This is a genomic window from Streptomyces cadmiisoli, from assembly GCF_003261055.1.
GTDB lineage: Bacteria > Actinomycetota > Actinomycetes > Streptomycetales > Streptomycetaceae > Streptomyces > Streptomyces cadmiisoli.
Genome location: NZ_CP030073.1, coordinates 1,245,480 through 1,262,911, shown reverse-complemented (window position 1 = coordinate 1,262,911; position 17,432 = coordinate 1,245,480). Strand labels below are relative to the sequence as shown.

15 protein-coding genes are annotated in these 17,432 nt (G+C 71.9%); 5 read left to right on the top strand and 10 right to left on the bottom strand.

Annotation, left to right across the window (positions count from 1 at the left end; genetic code table 11):
• Positions 1 to 62 precede the first annotated feature (62 nt).
• Entirely contained in the window at positions 63 to 371 is a 309-nt protein-coding gene (locus tag DN051_RS05155) for a helix-turn-helix domain-containing protein (RefSeq protein ID WP_246040925.1), read from the top strand.
• 73 nt (positions 372 to 444) lie between these two features.
• Here the strand turns inward: DN051_RS05155 and DN051_RS05150 are convergent, their stop codons facing one another.
• Positions 445 to 996 (bottom strand): hypothetical protein, encoded by a 552-nt coding sequence (locus DN051_RS05150; RefSeq protein WP_053756165.1) that lies wholly within the window; start codon positions 994 to 996, stop codon positions 445 to 447.
• 349 nt (positions 997 to 1,345) lie between these two features.
• Between DN051_RS05150 and DN051_RS05145 the strand changes: the two genes are divergently transcribed.
• On the top strand, positions 1,346 to 3,400 hold the full coding sequence (locus DN051_RS05145) for a SpoIIE family protein phosphatase (RefSeq protein WP_246041192.1): 2,055 nt from the start codon (positions 1,346 to 1,348) through the stop codon (positions 3,398 to 3,400).
• 99 nt (positions 3,401 to 3,499) lie between these two features.
• Positions 3,500 to 4,081: a hypothetical protein gene (locus tag DN051_RS05140; protein ID WP_112438095.1), complete on the top strand. Its 582-nt coding sequence runs from the start codon at positions 3,500 to 3,502 to the stop codon at positions 4,079 to 4,081.
• 68 nt (positions 4,082 to 4,149) lie between these two features.
• Here DN051_RS05140 and DN051_RS05135 read toward each other — a convergent pair whose 3' ends face one another.
• Together DN051_RS05135 and DN051_RS44910 are read right to left on the bottom strand one after the other, a co-directional pair.
• Complete coding sequence (locus DN051_RS05135; RefSeq protein ID WP_053756167.1) at positions 4,150 to 4,713, bottom strand: hemerythrin domain-containing protein; 564 nt, start codon at positions 4,711 to 4,713, stop codon at positions 4,150 to 4,152.
• Positions 4,714 to 4,937: 224 nt separating this feature from the next.
• Positions 4,938 to 5,294 carry an alpha/beta hydrolase family protein gene (locus DN051_RS44910; RefSeq protein ID WP_162624858.1) on the bottom strand — a complete coding sequence of 119 codons (357 nt, stop codon included), beginning with the start codon at positions 5,292 to 5,294 and terminating at the stop codon, positions 4,938 to 4,940.
• 562 nt (positions 5,295 to 5,856) lie between these two features.
• On the opposite strand from DN051_RS44910, the gene DN051_RS05120 reads away from it, so the two are divergent.
• Positions 5,857 to 6,345 (top strand): GNAT family N-acetyltransferase, encoded by a 489-nt coding sequence (locus tag DN051_RS05120; RefSeq protein ID WP_112438093.1) that lies wholly within the window; start codon positions 5,857 to 5,859, stop codon positions 6,343 to 6,345.
• Positions 6,346 to 6,387: 42 nt separating this feature from the next.
• Here DN051_RS05120 and DN051_RS05115 read toward each other — a convergent pair whose 3' ends face one another.
• From DN051_RS05115 to DN051_RS05090, 6 genes are all read right to left on the bottom strand, one after another.
• Positions 6,388 to 7,608: a metallophosphoesterase gene (locus DN051_RS05115; RefSeq protein WP_112438092.1), complete on the bottom strand. Its 1,221-nt coding sequence runs from the start codon at positions 7,606 to 7,608 to the stop codon at positions 6,388 to 6,390.
• Between the two features lie 298 nt (positions 7,609 to 7,906).
• Positions 7,907 to 9,430, bottom strand: coding sequence for an acetaldehyde dehydrogenase ExaC (gene exaC, locus DN051_RS05110; protein WP_112438091.1), 1,524 nt, complete (start codon positions 9,428 to 9,430; stop codon positions 7,907 to 7,909).
• Positions 9,431 to 9,593: 163 nt separating this feature from the next.
• Positions 9,594 to 10,862: a GAF domain-containing protein gene (locus tag DN051_RS05105; protein ID WP_053756172.1), complete on the bottom strand. Its 1,269-nt coding sequence runs from the start codon at positions 10,860 to 10,862 to the stop codon at positions 9,594 to 9,596.
• A gap of 286 nt (positions 10,863 to 11,148) precedes the next feature.
• Positions 11,149 to 11,571 carry a DUF350 domain-containing protein gene (locus tag DN051_RS05100; protein ID WP_053756173.1) on the bottom strand — a complete coding sequence of 141 codons (423 nt, stop codon included), beginning with the start codon at positions 11,569 to 11,571 and terminating at the stop codon, positions 11,149 to 11,151.
• 116 nt (positions 11,572 to 11,687) lie between these two features.
• The gene (locus tag DN051_RS05095; protein ID WP_112438090.1) at positions 11,688 to 12,812 is read right to left on the bottom strand and encodes a PP2C family protein-serine/threonine phosphatase; all 1,125 of its coding nucleotides are present in this window, start codon (positions 12,810 to 12,812) and stop codon (positions 11,688 to 11,690) included.
• Positions 12,813 to 12,949: 137 nt separating this feature from the next.
• Positions 12,950 to 14,686: a VanW family protein gene (locus tag DN051_RS05090; protein ID WP_112438089.1), complete on the bottom strand. Its 1,737-nt coding sequence runs from the start codon at positions 14,684 to 14,686 to the stop codon at positions 12,950 to 12,952.
• Positions 14,687 to 15,043: 357 nt separating this feature from the next.
• Here DN051_RS05090 and DN051_RS05085 point away from each other — a divergent pair, with 357 nt between their 5' ends.
• On the top strand, positions 15,044 to 15,325 hold the full coding sequence (locus tag DN051_RS05085; protein WP_381279640.1) for a transglycosylase family protein: 282 nt from the start codon (positions 15,044 to 15,046) through the stop codon (positions 15,323 to 15,325).
• Positions 15,326 to 15,434: 109 nt separating this feature from the next.
• Here DN051_RS05085 and DN051_RS05080 read toward each other — a convergent pair whose 3' ends face one another.
• Positions 15,435 to 17,360: an AMP-dependent synthetase/ligase gene (locus DN051_RS05080; RefSeq protein WP_112438088.1), complete on the bottom strand. Its 1,926-nt coding sequence runs from the start codon at positions 17,358 to 17,360 to the stop codon at positions 15,435 to 15,437.
• Between the last annotated feature and the right edge of the window lie 72 nt (positions 17,361 to 17,432).

The following is a 17,432-nucleotide window of genomic DNA, read 5'->3' as shown; positions in this document are numbered from 1 at the left end:
GGAGCCTCACTGAGCATCGTGTCCGCCGCCTCCGTCCGCGCCGCGGCGACCCTGCCCGCCAGATGCCCCTGACGCCCCCGCTCGTCCTCGAAGGTGTCTTCGACTCCGGACTCGCCGCGCTGCTCGACGTGCTCCGGGGCGCCAACGTCAGCGAGCGCACCCTTCAACGGGCCGTGCGCCGCACGCTGGGCACGTCGCCGGTGCGGTTCGTCCAGGATCTGCGGGTCGAGCGGGCCTCACACCTGTTGCGGACCACGGGCCTGCCCCTGGAGGCCATCGCGCGCAAGGTCGGCTACGAGCACGCCAATACGCTCCGGATCCTGCTGCGCGAGCGCATGGGAACGACGGCGAGCGCGCTGCGCGCACGATGACCCGGCCGGCCCGTGCAGTGCCGTGCGGTCCGGTGACCGCCCGTCGCCATCGACGGCGGCGATCCTCGGACGGTCACGGGACGGCTTTGGACAGCTTCCCTTCGGCTCCGCTCATGTCCTCGATGAAGACCCGCTCGGCGTGCTCGGTGCGCAGGTCCTCCAGGATCCGGATCTGCCGCTCGGCGCGGCGCAGCAGTTCCTGCACGCGTCCGCCGTCGATCCGGCGGTCCGTGGCCGACAGCGCGAGCAGCGTGCGCCAGGCACATGCCTTGCCCTCCACGCCGAGGCGCATGGCCTCCAGTTCGAGGACATCGCTGAGCGGAGAGCGGGAGACCAGCCGTCCGTTGAGCTTGAGCCGGGCCACCTTCTCGGCGAACCAGCCGAGGGCCATGCGGTGCCGCAGCACGCGGATACCGAGGTCGGACATGATCGCCTGGAGGCTGCTCCGGTCCTCGGCGACCTCCCGGGCCAGGGCCGTCAGGGTCGGCCCGTCGGCCGTGCCGCGATGGGCCCGCGCGGCGCGACGCAGCAGCTCCGTGCCGGTGCCCGCGCCCGTCAGGTGATCGTGCAGATACAGGTTCAGGAGAGGCGGACCGCTTCGGGCGGTCGACGGTTGGCTGTTCATGTCGATGCCCTCCTGAGTCTCCGCGATGCCGACGCGTTCCCGCGTAACCCGATCCCGGCGGCCGAAACTCGACCGGCACCGCCGGAGTGCTGCGTCCGAAAAAAGATTAGTGTTCATATATGGGTGGTTTTCGCGGTGTCCGGTGGTGCACGGTCCCGCATGCACCGGACGTGCCCCCCGGACACGCGAGGGCCAGGACCGCGAGGGCCGGCACATGGACCCGTCGGCGGGTGCCGTGCGACGTCGGGGAGACGGCGTGAGCCGGCGAGCGATCCGGTCCCGGTCCGCGGTCGAGTCGCTGGACCGGGCGCTGCTGGCGGTCGTCGGCGACTGCGGTGCCTCCCGGGCGATGCTGTACAGCTTTCCCCCGGCGGGTGACGCCCTGTGGCTGGAGGCCATGACGGGCGCGCCCCGCGAGATGTGCCTCCCGTGGACCAGAGTGGGACTGTCGGAGCCCATCCCGGTGGCGGACGCCGTACGCGGCGGTGAACTGGTGTGGGTCGCCGACATGGAGGAGATGGCGCGCCGCTACCCGCGCAGCTCCCTCGTGCTGCCGTACGCGTTCGCGATGGCCGCCGCACCCCTCACCGCCGAGGGAACGGCCGTCGGCGGACTCGTGCTGCTGTGGCCGGCCTCGCATCCGCCGTGGCTGAGCGACGACGAGCGCAAGGCCCTCGACAAGGGCTGCCGACGGCTGGGACACCTGCTCCGGCAGGTGGCCGTGAGCGACGGACCGGCGCCGCCGGACGAGCCGCGGCTGCTGCCGCACCCGTTGTGCGCCCGCGGTGCTCCGGCCGGAGCGGGCGAACTGTCGGCCTTCATCGCCCGGCTGCCCGGAGCGGCCTGCGCGCTGGACCTCACCGGCCGGTTCACGTTCGTCACCCCGGAAGCGGCACGGCTCCTCGGGGCGGACGCCGCCGAACTCGTGGGCGCCCTGCCGTGGGCGGCCCTGCCGTGGATGGACGTCCCCGAAGCGGAGGACCGCTACCGCGCCGCCCTGGTCAGTGAGCAGCCCACCACCTTCACCGCCGTACGCCCGCCGGACACCCCGCTCCTCTTCGAGCTCTACCCGGATCCCTCCGGCATCAGTGTCCGGATCACCCCGGGCGGACCCCGGCCCGAGCGGCCCGCGGCCCCCGACCGTCCACCCGCCCACCCGGCCGCGACGGTCGACGAACCCCTGAAGACCGGACCGGGCCGGGCCGGGCTGCTCTACCACCTCGTGTACCTGGCGGCCTCGCTCACCGAGGCCGTCGGTGTGCAGGACGTGGTGAAGCAGGCCGCCGACCAGCTGATGCCCGCACTCGGTGCCTCCGCCATGGCTCTGATGGCCCCGCAGGACGGCCGGTTGAGGATCCTCGGCCATCGCGGCTACGACGCCGGACTCATGGCGCTGTTCGACGACCTGCCCCTGACCGCCGACACTCCCGCCGTGCGCGTGCTGGACACCTGCGCTCCGCAGTTCTTCGCCGACTTCGGCGAACTGGAGGAGGCATATCCCGGCGTCGTCCACCTGGACGACAAAGTGTCCTGGGCGTTCCTCCCGCTGATCGCCTCCGGCCGCGCCGTGGGTTCCCTCGTCCTCGCCTACGATCGCCCGCAGCGCTTCCCGCCCACCGAACGCGCGGTGCTCACGGCGCTGGTCGGCCTCGTCGGGCAGGCGCTGGAACGAGGGCGCCTGTACGACACCCAGTACACCGTGGCCCACCATCTCCAGGCCGCGCTGCTGCCCCGGTACCTGCCGGCCCCGCCCGGCCTGCGGATCGCCGCCCGCTACCGCCCGGCCGGCCACGGGCTGGAGGTGGGCGGCGACTTCTACGACCTGATCCTCCTCGACGGGACGACGGCCGCCGCCGCGATCGGCGACGTCCAGGGACACGACATCGAGGCGGCGGCACTGATGGGACAGGTACGCACCGCAGTGCACGGCCACGCGACGGCCGCGGCGCTCCCGGGCGACGTACTCGCCACGACCAACCGCCTGCTCGTCGACCTGGACCCGGGCCGGTTCGCCAGTTGCCTCTACGCGCATCTGGACCTGGTTGCGCAGTCGGTCTGCCTGGCCAGCGCGGGCCACCCGCCCGCGGTGCTCCGGCACACCGACGGCCGCACCGAGGTACTGCGGATCCCTCCCGGGCTGCTCCTCGGAATCGAACGATGCGCCGACTACCCGGCCGTCGAGTACCCGCTCCCGCCCGGAAGCGTCCTCGTCCTGTACACGGACGGACTCGTCGAGCAGCCCGGCCTGGACCCGGACGACGCCGTCACCGCGCTCGCGGAGTGCGTCGCCCGCGCCGATCCCGGTGACCTGGACGCCATGGCCGACCACCTGATCGGCCGGACCGGCGACCCCGTCGACGACATCGCCCTGCTCCTCATCGGTGTCGGCCGCCCCGGAGCCTGAGGGCGCGGGGTGACGCCGCCCATACCTGCGCGGCCGTTCTCCGGCTACCGTCCTGTGGAACCGTTCCCCGTTCACGCCCGGCAGCCCGGACAGCAGACAGTGCTCACAGATCTTTCCCCCCTCATCGCGGCGACGACCCACTGGCTGACGGCCGCCTACCCGCCGCACGGTGGCGCGCTCGCCTCCGCCCTGTGCGAGGCGCAGGCGCGCCAGGCCGTGACGGTGGCGGCCTGGCTGCGGTACCCGACCGCGCTCGACGCCGGGCTGGTCGCCGTGACGGGGCCGGGGGGCTCGGCACGGCTGGACCGGCTGGCCGGCCCGGACCCGGACGAGCGATCCGACGGCACAGACGGCACAGACGGCACAGACGGCACAGACGGCACAGACGGCACAGACGCCGCCGCCGACGCGTGGCGGACCTGGGTGGACGAGGTGGTGGCGAGCTGGGCCGCCGGTCTCCTCGCCGACCCGGAGCTGGCCGGGCGTGCCGTGGCGGCGCTGGCCGGCGGTGAGCACACGGCGGCGGCTCCGGTCGCCTTCCGCCGTCTGCTCGCCCCCGACGAGGGCGAACGGCGCGCCGCGGCCCTGCTGCGGCACCCCGACCTCGTCGCACCCGTCGCGGAACTGCACCGGGCCCGACTCGTCGCCCTCGTCGAGCCCGGCCACGCCACCGCCGGCTGATCCCGCCGCGTGGCCGGTTGCGCCGCGAGCCCGGTCGTGCCGCGTGGCCGGTTGCGCCGCGAGGTGGGTCAGCCGGGTTTGCCCCGCCCCGTCAGCGCGTCGCGCAGCCGGTCCACCAGTCCGACACCCGGCGACAGCAGTTTGTTGGCCGGGGGCCGGTCCGGTGCGAAGGGGTGCGGCCGGGTCGGCGCCGTCTTCTTGGCCTGACGCACTTTGTCCCCGAGATCGTCGAGGGCCTCGGCGGGGCAGGCCACGCTCAGCATCGGGAAGAGGTTCTGCTCCTCGTCGGCGATGTGCATGCGGACCTCGCTCATCAGCATGCCGATCAGCCTGTCGAACTCGGCGTCGTCCGGCTCGCGACCCTCCAGGTCCTTCATGAGCCGCTCGGCCCTGGAATGGTCGTCGATCTCCCGGTCGGCCATGGTGTCGCCACCCGTCAGATACCGGCGAATCGCCGGATACAGGTAGGCCTCTTCGGCCACCGAGTGCCGGACCAGCTCCATCGTGACCTGATCCGTGTGCAGCTTGCGTTTCCTGTCGCCGGGCGGCAGGGCCTCGATCTTCCCGAAGAGTTCCTCGACCTCCCGGTGATCGGTCACCAGTTCCTCGATGACGTTCCCACCATGTCCCATCTCGGGTACCTCCCATCGCGGTTCGGCGGTCGCTCGGGACTGATCCGCCGGCGCCCCGAGTGCCCGGTACGGGCGTGCTCACTCGGTCGGGTACCCCGGTCGTGGCGCGCCCGAGCGCACGGCCGGCCGTCGGCACCGCCACTGCTCGACGGCCCGTCGCGTCGCCGTGCTCCGACCGCACGGGCCATGTCCCCCGAGTCCGGCTCGGGGGACACCGGCGAGCTTCAGTCCCGGGCGAGGTGCCGGCCGAAGAACTCGGTCAGCCGGGCCACGGCCGGGGTGACGTACTCGTCCACGCCGTAGAGGTCCACATGGGTGGCGCCCTCGACGGTGTGGAGTTCCGCGTTGTCCCCGGCCCTCTCGACGCCGATCCTGCTGAACGGCAGCGTTTCGGCGGCGGTGCCCGCGATCATCAGCAGCGGTCGCGGCGCGAGCAGGTGGAGCGTCGCGCAGGAGTCGTACTGCGCCAGCTGGTCCAGGCTGCGCTGGACGTAGTAGCCCGTGGAGCGGGGGTGTTGGGCGCGCGGCGTGCGGTAGTACGCGAAGAACTCCCGCATCGCGGCCGGCGTCGACTCGTCCACGGACTCGGGCGGCGGGCTCGACAGCTTCGGCTCCCTGCCGGCCGCCTCCTCGCTGCGCAGCCGGCCGGCCTCGGCGAGCCCGCCTCGCTGCCGGCGATGACCAGGATCGGCTGGGTGAGCAGGTCCTCGACCATGTGGAAGGCGTCGAAGGTGAAGATCCGCGAGACGCTCTTGGTGAAGAGGAACCGGCTCTTGGCGTTCGGGTGCTGGGCGCGCGGTGTCAGGTAGTACTCGCTCGCCTCGGCCAGGTCACGCGGGGTGCTCTCGCCCGGCTCGGCCGGGACGTAGGGCAGGTGGGCCGGCTCGGCGCCCTGCGCCGACTCGGCGGTCCGCTGCCGGGCGAGGGCCTGGCGGCCCTAACAACGGATTAGTGACTCCGCGGCGTACGAAGGTCCCGGACCGGGCGGAGCCGTGAGACTCCGAAGCCGCGTCGAAGCGCTCCGGCGCGGCTTCGGCGTGAGATCGATTGCGCTCGCACGAGTGGTTCCCGGGAGCGGTCCGGGAAGGCCCGAGCAGCCGACCCGCCGCAGCACGGCACCCGGCGGTGCGAAATACTCGTCCGATGAGGTCACGCACTGCCCCGATCAGCCAGCCGATCACGATACGGCGGGCAGTCGCGCGGGATGCCAGACGGCTCACGCGGCTCGTGCGTGGCTCAGGCGCCTACGAGGGCAAGTACGCAGCCGCGGTGGCGGGCTACCGGGTCGGTCCTGATTACATCGAGGCCCACCGCGCCTTCGTGGCCGTCGGCGCCGACGAGCATGGAGACCGGGTCATCGGGTTCTACTCGCTCGTCCTCGATCCACCGGAGCTCGATCTGCTGTTCGTCGCCGACGAAGCGCAGGGACGGGGTATCGGACGGCTGCTCGTTGCCCACATGCAGTCCGAGGCCCGTGCCGCCGGGCTCGACCGTGTGAAGGTCGTGTCGCATCTTCCCGCCGAGGACTTCTACCACCGCGTCGGTGCCGTGCGGACCGGGACCGCGCTCGCGAACCCGCCCGCCGTGCCGTGGGACCGTCCCGAATTCGAGTTCCGCATTCCCTCGGAATGACGCGGCGCGCCGGCCCGGTCGGAACCGCCGGCCCGCCCAGCGCTACCGCGTGGGGGGCCGCTGCGGGGAGCGGAGTACGAGCAGGGTGATCTCGCTTGGGGCGAAGACGCGGAAGGGCGGACCCCAGAAGCCGGTGCCACGGCTGGTGTAGAGGAGGGTGCGCGGGCCGTGGTGGCTGAGGCCGGCGAGGGCGGGCTGGTCGATGCGGACCAGGTGGTGGAAGGGCCAGATCTGGCCGCCGTGGGTGTGGCCGGAGAGCTGGAGGTCGACGCCGCCGGCAGCCGCCCGGTCGACGAACTTGGGCTGGTGGGCCAGCAGCAGGACGGGGTGGTCGGGGTCGGCGCCGTGCAGGGCTTCGGTGAGATGGGCGCCGTGACCGGGGAGGCCGGAGGACTCGGCGGTGACGTCGTCCACGCCGGCGACCACGAGGGTGTCGCCACCGCGTTCCAGCAGCAGATGGCGGTTGCGCAGCGGCTCCCAGCCCAGCTCGTCCATCAGGTCGACCCAGCCCTGGGCCTCGCTGTAGTACTCGTGGTTGCCGGTGACGTAGACCCGGGCACGGGTGGCCCGCACGGTGGCGAGTGGGGCGGCCTGGGCGCGGCGGCGTTCGGCCGTGCCGTCCGCGATGTCGCCGGTGTGGCACACCAGGTCGGCTTCCAGAGTGTTCACCGTCTCGCATACCCGTGCCGACCAGCGAGTGCGATCGAGCGGGCCGTAGTGGGTGTCGGTGATGAGGACGACGCGTATGCCGTCCAACCCGGCACCCAGCCGCGGGAGCTGCACGTCGAGGCGGCGCACACGTGGCACGCGGCGGGCTTCGGCGTACCCCCAGATGAGCAGCACGGTGGCTGCGCCGAGGACCGCCCAGGTGACGATCCGGGCCCGGTCCTGGCCGTCGCCGGCGCCGGTCACGGTCAGGGCGAGCCGCAGCGGGACGCCGAGCACGACGGACCAGGCGAACAGGGTCCAGATGGTGCCCAGCAGGGTGTCTCCGACGATCGCCGCCCGGTCCTGTTGGCGTCGGCCGTGGCCGCGCGCCATCGCGAGCGGCATACCGATCAGGCCGAGGACGAACAGGGCGGTGCCGGCGAGCGTGACGGGGAGCGGCCAGTGCTGGCCGGTGTGCAGCAGCAGCCAGCAGGGCACGGTCCACAGCAGGACGGGGGCGATCAGGGGGAGGTAGCGCATCAGGCGGTGCAGTCGGCTCTGCCGAGTCGCGTGCGCCGCACTGTCGGCGGATCGGGTTTCGCTGGTGTCGGTCACGCTTCCCCTCCTTGAACAACCAGGCTGCTGTCGCGCGCACTGTATCCGGCCGTCCCGGACCGGCCGGACGGACGGGGGTGTTCATGGTGGGCAGCCCCATGGGCCCCACTTGTCCGCCACCACTTCTACCTGCGACCACCAGCGTGTATCACGTCGATGTCCCGGAACTGCTGGTCGGAGCTGGGACAGGGGTGGGAGACATCGGCGGCAAGGGCGTGTTTCCACTCGTTGCTCAGATGTACGCAGAGAAGGGCGCCTGCCGGGCATCTGCCCTGGTCAGGCGCCCCTCTTCTGGCGTCTAGAAGAAGCCCAGCTTCTTCGGCGAGTAGCTCACCAGAAGGTTCTTCGTCTGCTGGTAGTGGTCGAGCATCATCTTGTGCGTCTCGCGGCCGATCCCGGACTGCTTGTAGCCGCCGAACGCGGCGTGCGCGGGGTAGGCGTGGTAGCAGTTGGTCCACACGCGGCCCGCCTGGATGGACCGGCCCGCACGGTAGGCCGTGTTGATGTCGCGGGTCCACACGCCCGCGCCGAGACCGTACGACGTGTCGTTCGCGATCTTGATCGCGTCGTCGAAGTCGTCGAAGGAGGCCACCGACACCACCGGCCCGAAGATCTCCTCCTGGAAGACCCGCATGCGGTTGTCGCCCTCGAAGATGGTCGGCTGGACGTAGTAGCCGCCCTTCAAGTCACCGTCGTGGTCGGCGCGTTCGCCGCCGGTGAGGACCTTGGCGCCCTCCTGCCTGCCGATGTCGATGTAGGAGAGGATCTTGTCGAGCTGCTCGCTGGACGCCTGGGCGCCGATCATCGTGTTCGTGTCGAGCGGGTGGCCGGGCTTGATGAGCTCGGTGCGGGCGATGGCGGCGGCCAGGAAGTCGGGGTAGTTGCCCCGCTGGATGAGTCCGCGCGACGGGCAGGTGCAGACCTCGCCCTGGTTCAGCGCGAACATGGTGAACCCTTCGAGGGCCTTGTCCCGCAGGTCGTCGTCCTTGTCCCACACGTCGTCGAAGAAGATGTTCGGCGACTTGCCGCCCAGCTCCAGCGTGACCGGCTTCAGGTTCTCCGCCGCGTACTGCATGATCAGCCGGCCCGTCGACGTCTCGCCGGTGAAGGCGACCTTCGCCACCCGGGGGCTGGACGCGAGGGGCTTTCCGGCCTCGGGGCCGAATCCGTTGACGATGTTCAGGACGCCCGGCGGGAGGAGGTCGGCGACCAGGCTCATCCAGTAGTGGATGGACACGGGGGTCTGCTCGGCCGGCTTCAGGATGACCGCGTTGCCCGCGGCGAGGGCGGGCGCGAGCTTCCACGCCGCCATCAGGATGGGGAAGTTCCACGGGATGATCTGGGCGACGACGCCGAGCGGCTCGTGGAAGTGGTACGCGACCGTGTCGTCGTCGACCTCGCTGAGCGAGCCCTCCTGGGCGCGCACCGCGCCGGCGAAGTAGCGGAAGTGGTCGATGGCCAGGGGGATGTCGGCCGCGAGTGTCTCGCGTACGGGCTTCCCGTTCTCCCAGCTCTCCGCGACGGCGAGCGCCTCCAGGTTGGCCTCCATGCGATCGGCGATCTTCAGGAGGATGTCGGACCGGGTGGTGGTCGCCGTGCGGCCCCAGGCCGGTGCGGCCGCGTGCGCCGCGTCGAGCGCCAGCTCGACGTCCTCCGCCGTGCCGCGGGCCACCTCGGTGAAGGGCTGACCGTTCACGGGGCTCGGGTTCTCGAAGTACTGGCCCTTGACAGGGGGTACGTACTCGCCGCCGATGAAGTGGTCGTAGCGGGGCTGGTAGGAGACGATCGCGCCCTCTGTTCCCGGCGCTGCGTAACGGGTCATGCTTGCTGGCCTCCCTCAGCGGTGCTGCCCGCCGTTGGGCAGCTCTTGGCCGGAGGGTAGGAAAGCGGACGTTGCATCCACGTTGCGGTCGCCTCGCCCTGCCTCGCTTTGTCGTGCCTCGTCACGCACTTTGGCGCCGTACGGCTCTGTTCGTCGTCCGGGTCTACGCGTGGGCCCAGTCGCCCGGTGCCGCCAGTTCCGCTTCGAGGGCGGCCAGCCGGGCCCGGATCGCCGCGGTCGGGTGTGCCGCGGCCAGGGCCTGCCACACGTCGAGATCGTCCTCGCCCCACGGTGCGTGCGCCCAGTCGGCGAGCAGGTCGGGGTCCCGGCGGGCGATCAGTGCGGCCCGCAGGCCGTCGGCGAGACGGCGCCGCAGCCGTACCACCGCCGGTGCCTGGGAAGCAGGCAGTAACGGACCCGGGTACGCGGTCAGGGCGGTGGTGACCGCGCCCGCCGCGAGCTGCCGTTCGACCGCGGTGACGTCCGACTCCAGCGGCACCGTGAGCCGGTACGGACGAGAGGCCAGCACGCCGGGACCGAGGACCTGGCGGAGGCGGGCCAGCTCAGCGCGCAGCGTCACCGGCGTGACCGACTCGTCCTCGTACAGGGCGCACTGCAACTCCTCGCCCGTCAGGCCCTCCGGGTGCCGCGAGAGCAGCAGCAGGATCTCGCTGTGCCGACGGCTGAGTCTGATCCTGTGCCCGTCGGTCGTCAGCAGGGCCTCGTCGCGGCCCAGCGCGGTCAGTTCGGGACCGCAGGCCCGGGGGTGCCGGGGTGCGAGCAGCGCGAGATGGGACTCCGCCGCACGTGCCACGGCCTGGACGAAGCCCAGGCTGTGCGGATGTGCGAGACCGTCCCCGCCGGTGATGTCCACGGCACCGAGCACCCGGCCCGTGCGCGGGTCGTGCACGGGGGCGGCGGCGCAGGTCCACGGCTGCACGCGCCGGATGAAGTGCTCGGCGGCGAAGACCTGCACCGGGTGGTTCAGGGCCACGGCGGTGCCCGGCGCGTTCGTGCCGACAGCGCTCTCCGACCAGCGGGCGCCGGGCACGAAGTTCATCCGCCCGGCCTTCCTGCGGGTCGCCTCGTGCCCCTCGACCCACAGGAGCCGGCCGTGCGCGTCGCACACGGCGAGGAGATGGCTGCCGTCGGACGCGAAGGTCCCCATCAGCTCCCGGAACAACGGCATGACCTGCGCCAGGGGATGCTCGGCGCGGTAGGCCCCGAGATCGCCGTCGGTCAGTTCGACGCTCGCCGTGCCGTCCGGACCGACGCCGGCCCGCGCCGACCGCCGCCACGAATCGGCCACCACGGCGCGCACCGGGCGCGGCACCGTGCCCGCCTCGGTGAACCGCTCGTGCGCCCGACGCAGTACACGTACACGCTCGGCAGGGTCGGCCCCCGGCTCCAGGGCCACCCAGGGATCGGTCAACTCGGCCTCCCACGGGGCGATGCGGTGGGGACATCGTCACTCGGGGGATGCGCGCCGACAACCGTTTGGACGGCCTCCTCGACACGGTCTGCCGGGGCCCGCCGGGAAGCCGGCGAAGCAGGTGGTCCCGGGCGCCTCACCATCACCGGCACGCACGGCCACCACCCCGGGCGCTACGGCCGGGGTGGCGGCGGCGCCGGCCTGCGGGCGGGTGACCGCGCGGGCCGGGCCGGCGCACCGTCCGGCTTCCGGGCTGGGCCGCAACGCCGCGCCGGGGGCCGGGTGTTCAGGCTATGGAGGCCGAAACGATGGCGGACACCGCGATGTTGCAGGACGCCGTCACCCACACCGCCGGATGCGGCTCGGGGTCGACCAGGGTCGCGCCCAGCCGTCCCGGGGTGATCAGGTCCACCACGAGGAACGCCACGGCCATCATCGCGAGCCCCAGCAGCCCGAAGGCCGCAGTGGACACCAGGCCCTTGCCGAAGTTCTCGTACGTGGTCCAGATGGAGGTGAAGACGATGCCGCCGATGCCGAGCAGCGCCGAGCTGAGCAGCAGGGCGGCGTTGCGGTTGCGGTGCTCCCAGATCTGCCGGCCGAGCTTTCCGGGCGTCAGCACGTCGATCAGGACGATACCGAGGATCAACAGGACCAGACCCAGTGCGCCGTAAGCGCCGGCCCGGCCGAGTCCGTTGACGATGTCGCTCATGGGTGTGCCGACTCCGAAGCGTGATGGATCGTGAATGATCGCGGTCAAGGCGATGCAAAATGTAGCGCACCCGTTCGCTCTGTCGACCCCCCGGTACGCGGCCGCTGTCGGGCTGCCTACCCGCGCGTGGTGCGCTCGATCGCCACCATCGCGGCGTCGTCGCCCAGACAGCCTCCGGGTGTGTGGGCGAGGAGGTCGTCGCGCAGATGACGCAGCAGGCCGTTCGGCTCGCACGCCGGGGCGGTGCCCATCCGCCGGGCCAGCGGGTAGAAGTCCCCGGAGCCGTCCCTGGCCTCGATGACCCCGTCCGTGTAGAGGAGCAGGGTGTCGCCCGGCTCGAACGGGAAGGTCTCCGCGATGAACGGGGACGTGTCGAAGCCGGTCAGACCCAGGGGCGGTGCCGGATCGGGCACTTCGAGGGGGGTGACCCGGCCGTCGCGCAACAACAGGGGCGGGGGGTGCCCGCAGTTGATCAGGTGCAGGACGGGCAGATCGTCCGGGACGTCGAGCACGGCGGCGGTGATGAAGCCCTCGCTGTCCGCCCCGTGGCCGGCCGGGGCCGCTCCCGGATCGTCCGGGTCCGAGTAGACGGTGCCCTCCAGATAGGCGACCAGCGGGGGAAGGGCGGACTTCCGGTGGGACGCGGCGCGGAAGGCGCCGAGGAGCAGGGCGGCGTCCCCGATGGCCTCCAGGCCCTTGCCCCGGACGTCCCCGACGATGAACCGGGTGCCTTGCGCGGTGCGCGCCGCCGCGAAGAGGTCACCGCCGATCTGCGCTTCGGCCTCGGCGGCCAGATAGACCGAGGCGACCCGCAGGGGTCCGATCCTTCGCGGCAGCGGACGCAGTACGACCTGTTGTGCGGCCTCGGCCACGGAACGCAGTTGTGTCAGCTCCTTCTCGTGCCGCTCGCGCAGGTGGGCGAAGAAGGTGACGAACGCCGAGATCACGATCAGCGCGCTGATCTGGAGGGTGTGGTTGAGGTCGGTGAGACTGGTCCGTTCGACCGCGACCGCCATCTGCGCCAGGACGGCCACCACGCCGACGCACGCGGTGGTCCGGGGGCCGGCGAAGGACGCCGTGATGGCGGGCGCGGTGGCCAGGAAGGGGCCCAGATGCACCTGCGGGGGAGCGAACATGTCGCCCATCGTGACGGTGACGATGAGCCCGAGGGGGACCGCCAGCAGAGCGCCGCGCGGCGCCCACGAACGGCGATGACTGCCCGGCACTCGTCGCGGACCCATGAGACCTGGATACACCCGCGAGGCGCTTCGCACCTCCGCAGCGGTGCGCGCACCCGGCCCCGGCGGGGATCAGCAGCACCGGACCCGGGCCCGGCTGTCCGCCCGGTTTCGGCGGCCCCGCCCGGACCGGAGCGGAGTCACTCGCAGGTGACCTCGTCGCGCGGCGTGTAGCGGGTGTGGAACGGTTCCCGCTTCACCTCACGGCCGTTGTCGAGGAACACCCGCTCCACGGTGACGTCGAAGCCCTCGAGCGGTGTCTGCGGCACGCACTTGTCGTCGGTGCGCACATGCTCCGCGGGCTCCTTCACCTGGGTGCGCGGGCCCTTCACCGACCTGATCTCGTCGTACTTCCGGGTGCCGAGGAAGGTGATGGTCACGGAGGTGTCGGTGGACTCCGCCTGGATGTAGATGGCCTTGCCGGAGTCGTTGGCGAACCTCAGATCGAGGCTGCCCCAGGCGACCGTGGCCTCACGGCCCTCCGGGTAGCGCTCGATGTAGAAGGAGTGGGCGCCGTACTCGAGGGGCTTGACCCCGGCGAAGAACATCGCGTTGAACACGGTCGTCGCCACCGCGGAGACACCACCGCCGGATGCCTTGGTGAACTGGTTGTTGAGGATCATGATGCCCTCGACGAAGCCGTTGTGCTCGGTGCGCTCACCGACGGTGCGGTTGAAGCTCCAGTTCTCGCCGGGCATGACGACGGAGCCGTTGATGAGCTCCACGGCACGGCCGATGTTCTTCGTGCGGTACGGGGCCTTTTCGAAGTTGACGGTGAAGGAGGACATCTTCTGCGTCAGCCCGAGCCGGGCCGCGTTCTCGCGGGTGACCTCCGGCCGGATCTCGCGGGTGGCGACGGCTCCGGTGCGGGCGGCGGCACCCGACTTCGTGAGCAGCGGCAGCACGGCCTTGCCCAGCGCCTTGTCGCTGACCTCCTGGCCGATCGTGGCGTCCTCGGTGACAATGACGCTGTCGCCGCTGAGTCCCAGCCCGGCGTTCTCGGCGGTGGCCGGGAGGCCGGCGAGGGGCCCGGTCACCGCGGGGGAGTTGCGCAGGCCTTCGGTGTCCAGCGCGGGCTTCAGCCGGCCGGTGCCGTCCGGCCGCATCGTCAGGTACTCGCCCAGGACGGCCGGGGTGATGCTGAACCGCCGGTCGGCCGCGGTGAGCGTGACGGGGGCCGACATGGCCGGCTGGGCGAAGTCGCGCACCGCGCGTCGCACCTGCTCCTCGTTCACCCTCGGCCTGGTCTCACGGGCGGGCAGAGCCGTGACCGGGCCGTCCTCGCCGCGCAGGAAGGCGGCGCGCAGGGAGCCGACGGCGGCGTCCACGTCGGTCGTGTAGCCGGTGTGCGGGGTGACCTGTACGACCCGGCCGCCCTCGAAGCTCACCGCACCGTCGCGGACCTGCTGGTCGAGGGTCTTCGCGAGCTCGCCGAGAGTGGCGCGGGCCTTGGTCCGGTCGACGTGAACAACCGGTTCGACGGCTCCGCCCGAGCGGAACAGCGCGCCGAGGACGCTGAACGGATCGGCACCGGATCGGGTGGCCCGGTCCACGGTCTCCTGGACGTCGAAGGCCAGCCCGGCCCGCTGTGTGTCGATCGTGCCCCGTCGGTCGCCCACCCGCACCGCCAGTTCGCGCGGTCCGCCCGCCACCAGCCGCTCGTCCAGCTTCCGGACGGCTTCCGCGCGGCTGAGACCCCCGATGTCCACGCCGCGCACCGACGTACCGCCGTCTATCTCACCGCCCACGAGCACCAGCCCGGTCAGATACAGACCGCCGACGCCGACGGCCAGCGCCCCTCCGGCCAGAGCCAGGGGCGGGACGGAGGCGAAGCGGGGGACGGGTATGCGGGGGACGGCGGGTATGCGGGGGCGCATGGGTCTCCAGGACGGGTCGAGGGGACGGTGCGGCCGATGGCACGACTGTGTGCTCAGGGCAAGCACCCCAAGCTACCCATAATTGGGCGATGAACATATATGCCCGTGACCAGGTATGTTTCAGATCACATCGGGCTTTTCACTCCGCGTGTCGGGTCGGTCGGCCGGTGTGACGGCGGGGCGCACTCCGTGGTGCGGGGAGCCGTTCGGGGGACCTGGTCACGCCGCAACGCGCTACTGTGTGTCACGTAGTGTAACAGTATGCTCATGATCTCGTCACAGAATGCTGAAGCGAGCAACAGGCGCAGCCGTCGCCTCGGGGCCGGCACGGCAGTCGTGCTCATGGCGAGCACCGTGATGCTGAGCGCCGCGGCCAGTGTGGCGGCCCAGCCGTCCGTGCGGTCCGGACCCGACTGGGACGCCATCGCGCGGTGCGAGTCCGGGGGCAACTGGAAGGCGAACACCGGCAACGGCCACTACGGCGGCCTCCAGTTCGCGCAGTCCAGCTGGGTCGCCGCGGGTGGGCTCAAGTACGCGCCGCGTGCCGACCTGGCCACCCGCAAGGAGCAGATCATCGTGGCCAGACGCCTGGCGGCCATCCAGGGAATGAACGCCTGGACCTGCGCATCCAGGGTGTGAGCGCCCGGACCCGCGCCTGAGCGACGCCGGTGCGGACTCGCGCGGACCCCGCTTGTCCGGGGTCCGCGCGGCCCGGTCCGCCGCCCGGGCCCGATGCCCGGCGGGCGGCTCAGCTCAAGGGCGCGTAGAGCGCCTCGATCTCCCGTGCGTACGCCGCCAGCGCCGCGTGCCGCTTCACCTTCAAGGACGGGGTCAGCAGGCCGTTCTCCTCGGTGAAGTCGCCTTCGACGAGGGTGAAGGCCCGGATCGACTCCGCGCGGGAGACCGCCTGGTTGGCGTGGTCGACGGCCTTCTGGACCTCGGCGCGGATCCGCGGGTCGCGGACCACCTCGGACATCGGGGTGTCCGCGGGCAGCCGGCGGACGGCCAGCCAGTGCGCCACGGCCTCGGCGTCGAGCGCGACCAGGGCCGCGACGAAGGGGCGGTTGTCCCCGACGACGAGGCACTGGCCGACCGGCGGACGGCTGCGCAGACGGTCCTCCAGGACGGCCGGCGAGACGTTCTTGCCGCCGGACGTGACGATGATGTCCTTCTTGCGGCCCGTGATGGTGAGGTACCCGTCGTCGTCCAGGGAACCCAGGTCCCCGGTGGCGAACCAGCCGTCGGTGAGCACCGCGTCCGTGGCCGCCGGGTTGTTCCAGTACGCGCCGAAGACGATGCCGCCCTCGACGAGGACCTCGCCGTCCTGCGCGATGCGCACGGCGGTGCCGGGCACGGGCAGGCCCACGGTGCCGGGACGGGGACCCAGGGGCGGGACGATGGTGGCGGCGGCCGTCGTCTCGGTCAGGCCGTAGCCCTCGTAGACGATGATCCCGGCCGCGTGGAAGAACAGGTTCAGGTCGCGGTCGAGCGGTGAGCCGCCGCTGATCGCGTACCGCGTGCGGCCACCGAGTTCCTTGCGGATACGACGGTAGACCAGCAGGTCGTACAGGGCCCACGCGGCGTACAGGCCGGGGCCCGGCCCCCTGCCGCGGCCCAGGAACTTGTCGAGACAGGCCTCGCCGAAGCGGACCCCGACGCGATGCGCGCGGTCGAAGGAGGCGCCGCGGCCGATCCTCTCGGCCGTGGCCCGCCCGGTGTCGTGGATCTTCTCGAACAGGTACGGGACGCCGACCAGGAACGTGGGGCGGAACGCCCGCAGCGCCGGACGGAGTTCGTCGGGCTTGATGCTCGGACAGTGACCGATCTCGATACGGGCCATCAGGCAGGCGATCTGGAGGGTGCGGCCGAGGATGTGGGCGAGGGGCAGGAAGAGGAGGGTGGAGGCCGTCCGGCCGGTGACCGCCTCGAAGACGGGGTGCAGCAGCTCGACCGTGTTGGCGGCCTCGGCGTGCAGGTTGCCGTGGGTGAGCACACAGCCCTTCGGCCGGCCGGTGGTGCCCGAGGTGTAGCACACGGTCGCGATCGTGTCGGGGGTCAGCGCGGTACGGCGCTTGGTGACCTCCTCGTCGGTCACCTCACGTCCGAGGGCGGTGAGGTCGTCGAGGGCTGCCGCGTCGAGTTCCCAGATGCGGGGCGGGTGGGGGTGGCCGGCCGTGGCGGTGGTGACCGTGGCGGTGTTCTCGGCGGTTTCGGTCACGACGTGACGGGCGCCCGAGTCGCGGACGATCCACTCCACCTGCTCCGCCGAGGAGGTGGCGTAGATCGGGACGGACTGGCCGCCGGCGGCCCAGACGGCGAAGTCCAGGACCGTCCACTCGTAGCGGGTGCGGGACATCACAGCGACACGGTCGCCCGGTTCCACCCCGGCGGCGATCAACCCCTTCGCCACGGAGGCGACTTCACCGGCGAAGGCCGCCGCGGTGACGGACTGCCGGCCGCCGTCGCGCTCGCGGCGCAGGACCACGGCGTCCGGAGCCTGAAGCGCGTTGGTGAAGGGGATGTCCGCGGTCGTGGCGTCCTCGGCGCGCGGAGCGAGGGGCGGTGCGCGAACCTCGCGCACCACTCCGTACTCGTCCCTGAAGGTCTCGATCCTGGTGCGGGCGGCCAGGTCGGTGCGCCGCCTCGCCCGTTTCAGATCCCTGCGTACGCCCATGACGACTCCCCGTCCGGATGAGGCCGACGTGCTGCGATCCGTCCTTACTCCGCAGTCAACTTACGGGCGGGC